This is a genomic window from Parvibaculum sp. (assembly GCF_030694575.1).
Lineage (GTDB): Bacteria > Pseudomonadota > Alphaproteobacteria > Parvibaculales > Parvibaculaceae > Parvibaculum.
Map to the genome: position 1 here is coordinate 1 of NZ_JAUYUS010000020.1, position 7,876 is coordinate 7,876.

The following is a 7,876-nucleotide window of genomic DNA, read 5'->3' on the forward strand; positions in this document are numbered from 1 at the left end:
GGCGCTGCTGGCCAAGGCCGCGGCCACACATGACATCGTCATGATCTTCTGCGGCCTCGATACGGTGGAGCGCCATATCGCGCGCGTTGCCCTCAGGGTGAGGCATGGCGGGCACGACATCCCTGAACAGAGGATCCGGGAACGGTGGATGACCGCGCGGCGGAACCTGATATTCCTGTTACCGCATCTCAAGGCGCTGCAGGTTTTTGACAATAGTCTCGATGCGGCACCCGGCGAGACGATTCCGGAGCCTCTCCTGGTCCTGGAGATGGAGGATGGGCGCGCGCTTTATCCTGTGCAGGATGATCTCGCTGCTCTCAAGACGACGCCAGACTGGGCAAAGCCGATCGTCGAAGCGATGCTGAGCGCTGAAACGTCCTGACGGTCCACAGCCGCCAGCGCCCGTGGATGGGCGCCTGTTCGAGTGCCGGCAGGCACGTACATCATTATCTGAATCACTTTCAACTGGTGCGCATAATTGTGGCGTGGCAGGTGTCGTTCGCGTTGCGGACATCGCAGCGCCATTTTATACTGCTGCTGCTTCATCCGCTAAACGAAGTGAGGATGTCCCGGAGGCCCGTTTAACCTCAGCCTGTTGAATGCTTGGGCACGGCAGACGAACAACACGAACGTGATCCGTGTTTCAGAAACGCCAAAGCCTGAAAGACTTGAAATTCAATGGGTTGTGCCTCGACGTTGATCTGACCGGCTACGAGATCGTTGTAGCCGGACCATTGATTCATTTTCTGCGCAACGGCAGTCCAATGGATTCAACTTTTGTGCGAATAGATTCATCTTTCAGGCGACAGCCCCTCCAGCAATTTCAATAACTTACAGACCGGCCAGATTCGCTTTCCATGCGAAGCGCCAAGGGTCACCCTGCCGCGGCGCGCTCCACCAGACCAAGGCCATGCAGCGCCGCGAGACTGCGGAGATTGTCGGGTGCATTCTTGCCAAAGTTGCAGTCTTCCAGGTGAAGTTCTTCTCCGCGCCGTCCGCAGGCGAAGATCACGCGGCCGACCGGATTTCCGTCTTCGTCTTCCGCCGGTCCGGTAACACCCGTCACGGCCAGCACGATGTCGGCCGGCGACCGCTCAAGCGCGCCTTCGGCCATTCGACGCGCCACCTCCGCGTGAACGCTTCCGACCTCGGCGAGAAGCGCTTCCGGCACGCCAAGGGCCGCCGTTTTGTGCAGCTTCGTGTAGACGACGAAGCTGCCATGCAGGCAGCTTCCCGCCCCCTCCGCCTGGGACAAGATTGCGGAGATCATACCGGCGGTACAGGACTCGGCCGTGACCAGCGACAGCCGCGCTTCCCGGAGGCAGCGCATGACGGCTTCGGCGCGGTCGACAAGGTTCTGCTCGGTGCACTGAACCGGCACTTCTTCTTTGCCTTTCGAGTGGCTTCAGGAAACGAGGATCCCGTCACCAACCCATAGAAGACCGAAGCGTTCCGGCCTCGCCCGCCTGCCCGTTCCGTCAGGCAGTATCAGCGCGGAACCAGCCTGCGGTAGAGATGCCAGGTGGCATGGCCAAGTACCGGCATGACGACCACGAGCCCCAGGAACAAGGGTATCGATCCCAGCACGAGCGCGCCCGCGACGACCAGACCCCACACAGCCATCGGAGCCGGATTGGCGAACACGGCGCGGATGGATGTGCCGATAGCCGTGTCGAGGCCCACGTCCCGGTCGAGCAGCAGCGGAAACGAAACGATGCTGATCGTCATGGCAAGCAGCGCGAAAAGGAAGCCTGCGCCGATGCCAACGCCGATCATGGTCCAGCCGGCGCCGGTGGTGAACACGTCCTGGATGAAAGCAGCGGGAGAGACAGGCAAGGCTGGCCCGAGTGTCACGCTGTAAATGCTCCAGGCTACGAAAAGCCACAGCAGGAAGATCGCCACGAGCATCAGACCCAGCACGGCGATGGCGCCGAATGCGGGCGCCCTGACAACGTCGAACGCGTTCGTCCATGCCACGGGGAGGCCCTGCTCGCGCCGGCGGCTCATTTCGTAGAGGCCGAGCGCCGCGAACGGCCCGACGATGGCGAAGCCGGAGGCAAGCGGAAAGAGCAGCGGCAGCGCATCGTTGCTGAACATCAGCCGAGCGAGAACAAGGCCCATGACGGGATAGAAGACGCAGAGAAAGACGACATCCGTTCTGCAGGCGCCGAAATCGTCGAAGCCTTTGGCGAGAGCATCCTTGATATCGCGCGTGCCAATCCGGCGTACCGCCAGAGCCGGCGAGTGCATGGTTTCCTGGATGTGGTGCAGCGAAGGACCGGCCGAACTCACGGCCGAGGCCGCATGGGTGAGCTGGGCCCAGCCCCATTCGATGGGATTTCTGATCGTCATGTCCGTTCCTCCCGAACAATGTTCGAGGGCCGGGACGTCCCGTGGATCGACGCTCAAGCACCGCCGGTCACGAGAAACCCGCGACCTTCCGCCGTCGAATATATGCCAATCGGCTGCCGGAGTCGCCCGAAAGCGTCGCAAGGCCGCGGTCGACAATCGGGGCGCCGGCCCCTACCCTCCGGTCATCGACATTTCAACATCCGAGAGCGTTTCAAATGGGCCTCAAAGCCGCCATTCTTCCCGTCACGCCGTTTCAGCAGAACTGCACGCTGATGTGGAACGACGAAACCATGCGCGGGGCCGTCAGCGACCCCGGCGGAGATCTCGAGCGCATCAAGGCGGCCGCCGCGGAAGTCGGGGTCACCATCGAAAAAATCCTGCTGACGCACGGCCATCTCGATCATGCGGCGGCCGCCGGCGATCTCGCCCGCGAACTGGGTGTGCCCATCGAGGGGCCGCACGAGGACGATCTGTTCCTGATCGAGGCTCTGCCCGAGCAAGCCGCCAAATACGGCTTTCCGCCTGTCGGTGCCTTCCGGCCCGACCGCTGGCTGAAGGACGGCGACAAGGTGGAGGTTGCCGGTCTTACCTTCGACGTCCGCCATTGCCCCGGCCATACGCCCGGTCATGTCGTTTTCTTCCACGAGCCTTCGCGGCTCGCCATTGTGGGCGACGTGCTCTTCCAGGGCTCCATCGGGCGCACCGATTTCCCGCGCGGCGATCATGGCGCGCTTGTGCAATCGATCCGCGAACGGCTGTGGCCTCTTGGAGACGACGTGACGTTCGTGCCGGGGCACGGGCCGCTTTCAACCTTCGGCGTCGAGCGGCGAACCAATCCCTTCGTCGCGGACGAGAATTTCGCCTGACGAAATAAGGGCCATCCCCGACGAAGACGATGGACAATGGGCGTCCAATCGGCTTCCTTACCGGAACTGACAAATAGTCAAAAAAATCCGGTAAAAGGATGTGCGCCCCAGCGGTTCAAACGCGCGGGCGTTCGGACATGGGGGAATGAGTGGAAAAACGTAAGATCACCCGTTGGCAGATCGGCGCCTTCGGATTGCCCTCCATTCCGATTTCGGCACTCGGCCTGCCGATCGTCGTCTACCTGCCGCCCTTCTATGCGCATGACATGGGGCTCAGTCTCACCGTTGTCGGCACCGTGTTCATGATGGCCCGGTTCTGGGACGTCATCACCGATCCGATCCTCGGCATGGTGTCGGACCGCTTTCCCAGCCGCTGGGGACGCAGGCGGCACTGGATCGTGATCTCCGCGCCGCTTCTGCTCATCTCGTCCTACATGCTTTTCATGCCGACGCCGCCGGTGACCTGGGTCTATCTCGCCGGCTGGATGTTCTTTCTCTATATCGGCTGGACGCTCATCACGATCTCTCACATGTCGTGGGGAGCGGAACTGTCGGCCGACTACGACGAGCGTTCGACAATCCAGGGGATGCGCGAATTCCTGCTGATCTTCGGCATGTTCACCGTGCTCGCGCTTCCGGCCGTGATCGAATACACGAGCAACGGCGCCGGCGGACCCGAAAAGGTCGCGGCGATGGGCTGGTTCATCATCGTGCTGCTGCCGATCACCATCGGGCTCGCGGTGTGGATCGCGCCCGAATTTCCGAGCGCGCCGCACCAGCAGATACCGTGGCGCCGCGCCTGGAGCATCATCGCCCGCAACCGGCTGCTGCAGCGCGTGCTTGTCGCGGACCTGCTCGTCAACATCGCGCCGGCGATCACGGGCTCTCTGTATATTTTCTTCGCTTCGCATGTGATGGGACTGCCGAAATCGGCGAGCCTGCTGCTGCTCGTTTATTTCATCGCTGGTTTTGTCGGCATTCCGATGTGGATCCGCATGAGCCACATGGCGGGCAAGCACAAGACACTTGCGATTGCCATGGTCTATGGCGCGGTCACCCTGCCCCTCGTCATCTTCTTTCCGCGCGGCGAATTCTGGTGGCTTTTCATCGGCAATTCGCTTTACGGCGTCGCTTACGGGGCGGGCTCGTTCCTGCTGCGCTCGATCATGGCGGACGTCATCGACACGGATTATCTCGAGACGGGTCAACGGCGCACCGGGCTTTACTATTCGCTGCTCAGCATGACGGCGAAGGTGGGCGCGGCGCTCGCAGTCGGCATCACCTATCCGCTGCTCGACTTCATCCAGTTCACGCCCGGCGGCCAGAACACGCCCCAAACGCTGAACGAGTTCATGGCGATGTATGTCACCCTGCCCGCCATCGCCATGCTCGCGGCCGCGGCGGTGATGTGGCGTTTCCCGCTCGACCGCGCGGCACAGTCCGACCTGCGGCGGCGCATCGAGGAACGGGACGGCAAACACGCTCCGCATGAGGCAAGCGATGCGGCGGCGGCCATTGCCGGTGTGGGCACGGCGGGCACCATTGTCGACCAGCCCGGCGATTAACGGGGGACCCGTGACGACGCCCGATGCCGGAAAGATCGATGCGCTGCTCGAAATCATGGCTCGCCTGCGCGATCCGGATGGCGGCTGTCCGTGGGATCTCGAGCAGAGCTACGCGACGATTGCGCCCTACACGATCGAGGAGGCGTATGAGGTCGCCGACGCCATCGAACAAGGCGACATGGAAGGGCTGAAGGACGAGCTTGGCGACCTTCTCCTGCAGGTCGTCTTCCATGCGCAGATGGCGAAGGAGGACGGCACGTTCGACTTCGCGGATGTCGTGCGCGCGATCTGCGAGAAGATGATCCGGCGGCATCCGCATGTCTTCGGCAACGAGGAGCAACGGGACGCCGGTGCCGTCAAAGGGCGCTGGGAAGAGATCAAGGCCGAGGAGAAGGCCGCGAAGGGAACGGTTTCCACGAGCATCCTCGACGATGTGCCGCATGCCCTGCCCGCGCTGTCGCGCGCGGTGAAACTTCAGAACCGCGCCGCGCGCGTCGGCTTCGACTGGCCGGATACCTCTCAGGTCATCGACAAGCTCAACGAGGAAATGCTCGAACTCTCGGCCGAAGTCGCCAAGGGCGGCGATGCCGACCGTCTGGAAGACGAGATAGGCGACCTGCTTTTCGTCTATGCCAATCTCGCGCGGCATCTGAAGGTCGATCCGGAAGCAGCATTGCGCCGCGCCAACGCGAAGTTCCGACGGCGCTTCGGGCGGATCGAGGAGAAGCTCGCGGCAGAGGGGCGCAAGCCGGAGCAATCGACGCTGGAAGAAATGGACGCGCTCTGGAACGAGGCGAAGCGCGAAGAGCGCGGCGGCTAGCGCGGGGCGATGTTGGAACGGATGCGTTCGGCCGTCCGCTGCCAGCTTTCCTCGTCGCGGGCGACAAGATGCGGCCCCTTGAGCGTGCGCGGCGAATAATCGAGACCGGTTTCGATGTCGCGGGTCACGCCGCCCGCCTCGCGCAGGATCAATGATCCCGGGGCGTGATCCCATGGCAGCATGCGGTAATAGGTGACGAAGTCGTGGCGGCCGCGCGCGATGCTGGTGTAGTCCCAGGCCGAACAGAGGGTGGCCGTCTTGCCGCCGACGGTGGCCGCATGCGCTTCGATGCCGCCGCGCCAATCATCCGGCATGAAACGAACGTAGAAACTCGCCGTCTGGTCGGAAGGCCCGGGCGCCGGGCTGCCGGCATCGAGCCGCCTGGTTTCGCCGGCGGACTGCCAGAAGGCCCCTGCCCCGCGCTCCGCCAGCGCGAACTCTTCCGTCACCGGCAGGTAGATCCAGGCCTTCTCCACCTCGCCCTTCGTCACCAGTGAAATCATCACGCCGAAGGTCTCGCGCCCGGCGACGAAGTTTCCGGTGCCGTCGACCGGGTCGATGGTCCAGAGCGGTGTGTCGTCGTCGAGGCGCGCGAGAAGCGACGGGTCGGCCGCGACGGCCTCCTCGCCCAGAGCGCGCGAACCCGGCACGAGTGCTTCGAGCTTCGGCGCGAGCCAGATTTCCGAGTTCCGGTCGGCGATGGTGACGAGGTCGCCTTTGGTCTTTTCCTCGACCTCATGTTCGGCAAGCGCACGAAAGCGCGGCATGATCTCGCGCGAGGCAACTTCCCGCATCAGCGCGGCGACTTCGTCGATGATGGGGTCCATGTCTACTCCGCCGCCGCAGCCGCCGCTTCGCCGAGACGGCGCGCCAGGGCAGGGAACCGTTTCTCGAAGCGGCCCGCGACCACCGGCGTCAGGCCGAGGTCGAGGTGCACGACGCCCTCTTCTCCATCCACACGGTTACGGATATGAGCATTTGCGTGTAGCCACGCGATCGCCTCGCCCTCATTGGCCGGCACGTCGAAATGGACGGGACGTTCGTCGTCGACAATCAGGCTGTCGATCAATTGCAGCAACTCGCCGGTGCCGTCGCCGGTGAGTGCCGAGACGGCCACGGTCATCGGTTCGCGCGCGGCGAGATTGACAGCCGCATCACGGAACTCGCCTTCGAGAAGGTCGATCTTGTTCAGCACGTCGACGACATGCTGCCCGTTTGCCTCGGTCGACTCCTTCGTGACGCCGAGAGAGGCCAGGACCTTTTCCACGTCCTTTTTCTGGATCGAGGTTTCTTCATGGGCGGCGTCGCGGACGTGAAGGATCACTTCGGCTTCGAGCACTTCTTCGAGCGTGGCGCGGAAGGCAGCCACGAGATGCGTCGGCAGGTCGGAAATGAAGCCCACCGTGTCGGACAGGATGATCTTGCGGCCGCTCGGCAGGACGAGCGAGCGCATGGTTGGATCGAGCGTGGCGAAGAGAAGATTTTCGGCGAAGACGCCGGCTTCCGTCAGCCGGTTGAAGAGCGTCGATTTGCCTGCGTTCGTATAGCCGACAAGCGCGACGATCGGATAAGGCGCTTCGCGCCGCGTCTTCCGATGCAGCTCGCGTGTGCGCTTCACGGTTTCGAGCTGGTGCTCGATCTTGGCGATACGCTCCTGAATGAGCCGCCTGTCCGCTTCGATCTGGGTTTCGCCCGGACCGCCGAGGAAGCCGAAGCCGCCGCGCTGGCGCTCAAGGTGGGTCCAGCTCCGCACGAGACGGCTCTTCTGGTAGTTGAGATGCGCAAGCTCGACCTGAAGGGAGCCTTCACGCGTTCGCGCGCGCTCGCCGAAGATTTCCAGAATGAGACCGGTGCGGTCGAGCACCTTCACGTTCCAGACCTTTTCGAGATTCCGCTGCTGACCGGGCCCGAGCGCGCCGTCGACGATCACGAGATCGACCCGAAGCTCCGCGATCTGGCCCTTGAGCTCTTCGACCTTGCCTTCACCGAACAGCGTTGCGGGTTTGGGATTGGCCAGCGGGACCACGACGCTTCCGACAACGTTAAGGGAGATAGCGGCCGCAAGTCCTGCCGCTTCGTCCAGTCTCGATTCCGGAGAGCGTCCGCCCCCTCCCCGCTTCGCTTGCTGCGCAGCGGATTTGAGCCAGGGTACGAGCACGAAGGCACGTGTCTGCTCCGCGGGCTTTACCCGAAAGCCGCGCTCACTGCGCTTCTCCGCGCGATCCTCGGTTTCTTCAGTCAATTAAAGTCCTTCAGCCCTCCTCCCCGTTGGT

At 63.2% G+C, this 7,876-nt stretch carries 7 protein-coding genes and 1 pseudogene; 4 read left to right on the top strand and 4 right to left on the bottom strand.

Annotated elements, in window-relative coordinates; genetic code table 11:
• Nucleotides 1-382: pseudogene (locus Q8S60_RS03465) on the top strand (hypothetical protein); the annotation flags it as partial.
• 492 nt (nt 383-874) lie between these two features.
• Here Q8S60_RS03465 and Q8S60_RS03470 read toward each other — a convergent pair.
• Both Q8S60_RS03470 and Q8S60_RS03475 read right to left on the bottom strand, forming a co-directional pair.
• Complete coding sequence (locus Q8S60_RS03470; RefSeq protein WP_305277740.1) at nt 875-1,381, bottom strand: CinA family protein; 507 nt, start codon at nt 1,379-1,381, stop codon at nt 875-877.
• 107 nt (nt 1,382-1,488) lie between these two features.
• Nucleotides 1,489-2,250 carry a DUF2189 domain-containing protein gene (locus Q8S60_RS03475; protein WP_305278278.1) on the bottom strand — a complete coding sequence of 254 codons (762 nt, stop codon included), beginning with the start codon at nt 2,248-2,250 and terminating at the stop codon, nt 1,489-1,491.
• A 317-nt stretch (nt 2,251-2,567) separates the two neighbouring features.
• Here Q8S60_RS03475 and Q8S60_RS03480 point away from each other — a divergent pair, with 317 nt between their 5' ends.
• The 3 genes from Q8S60_RS03480 to mazG all read left to right on the top strand — a co-directional run bounded on the left by Q8S60_RS03480 (nt 2,568) and on the right by mazG (nt 5,603).
• Nucleotides 2,568-3,218, top strand: coding sequence for an MBL fold metallo-hydrolase (locus tag Q8S60_RS03480; protein WP_305277739.1), 651 nt, complete (start codon nt 2,568-2,570; stop codon nt 3,216-3,218).
• A gap of 149 nt (nt 3,219-3,367) precedes the next feature.
• Nucleotides 3,368-4,783 carry an MFS transporter gene (locus Q8S60_RS03485; protein ID WP_305277738.1) on the top strand — a complete coding sequence of 472 codons (1,416 nt, stop codon included), beginning with the start codon at nt 3,368-3,370 and terminating at the stop codon, nt 4,781-4,783.
• Nucleotides 4,784-4,793: 10 nt separating this feature from the next.
• Nucleotides 4,794-5,603, top strand: coding sequence for a nucleoside triphosphate pyrophosphohydrolase (mazG, locus tag Q8S60_RS03490; RefSeq protein ID WP_305277737.1), 810 nt, complete (start codon nt 4,794-4,796; stop codon nt 5,601-5,603).
• Here the strand turns inward: mazG and Q8S60_RS03495 are convergent.
• Nucleotides 5,600-6,430: an inositol monophosphatase family protein gene (locus tag Q8S60_RS03495; RefSeq protein ID WP_305277736.1), complete on the bottom strand. Its 831-nt coding sequence runs from the start codon at nt 6,428-6,430 to the stop codon at nt 5,600-5,602. The two genes, mazG and Q8S60_RS03495, sit on opposite strands and share 4 nt — an antisense overlap.
• Nucleotides 6,431-6,432: 2 nt before the next feature.
• Nucleotides 6,433-7,845, bottom strand: a complete 1,413-nt coding sequence (gene hflX, locus Q8S60_RS03500) for a GTPase HflX (protein WP_370867290.1) — start codon at nt 7,843-7,845, stop codon at nt 6,433-6,435.
• Nucleotides 7,846-7,876: the final 31 nt, after the last annotated feature.

Excerpts from the sequence above, each read along its gene's own strand:
- Q8S60_RS03475 (WP_305278278.1), bottom strand. The coding sequence starts at position 2,250 with ATGCACTCGCCGGCTCTGGCGGTACGCCGGATTGGCACGCGCGATATC.
- Q8S60_RS03480 (WP_305277739.1), top strand. The coding sequence starts at position 2,568 with ATGGGCCTCAAAGCCGCCATTCTTCCCGTCACGCCGTTTCAGCAGAAC.
- Q8S60_RS03495 (WP_305277736.1), bottom strand. The coding sequence starts at position 6,430 with ATGGACCCCATCATCGACGAAGTCGCCGCGCTGATGCGGGAAGTTGCC.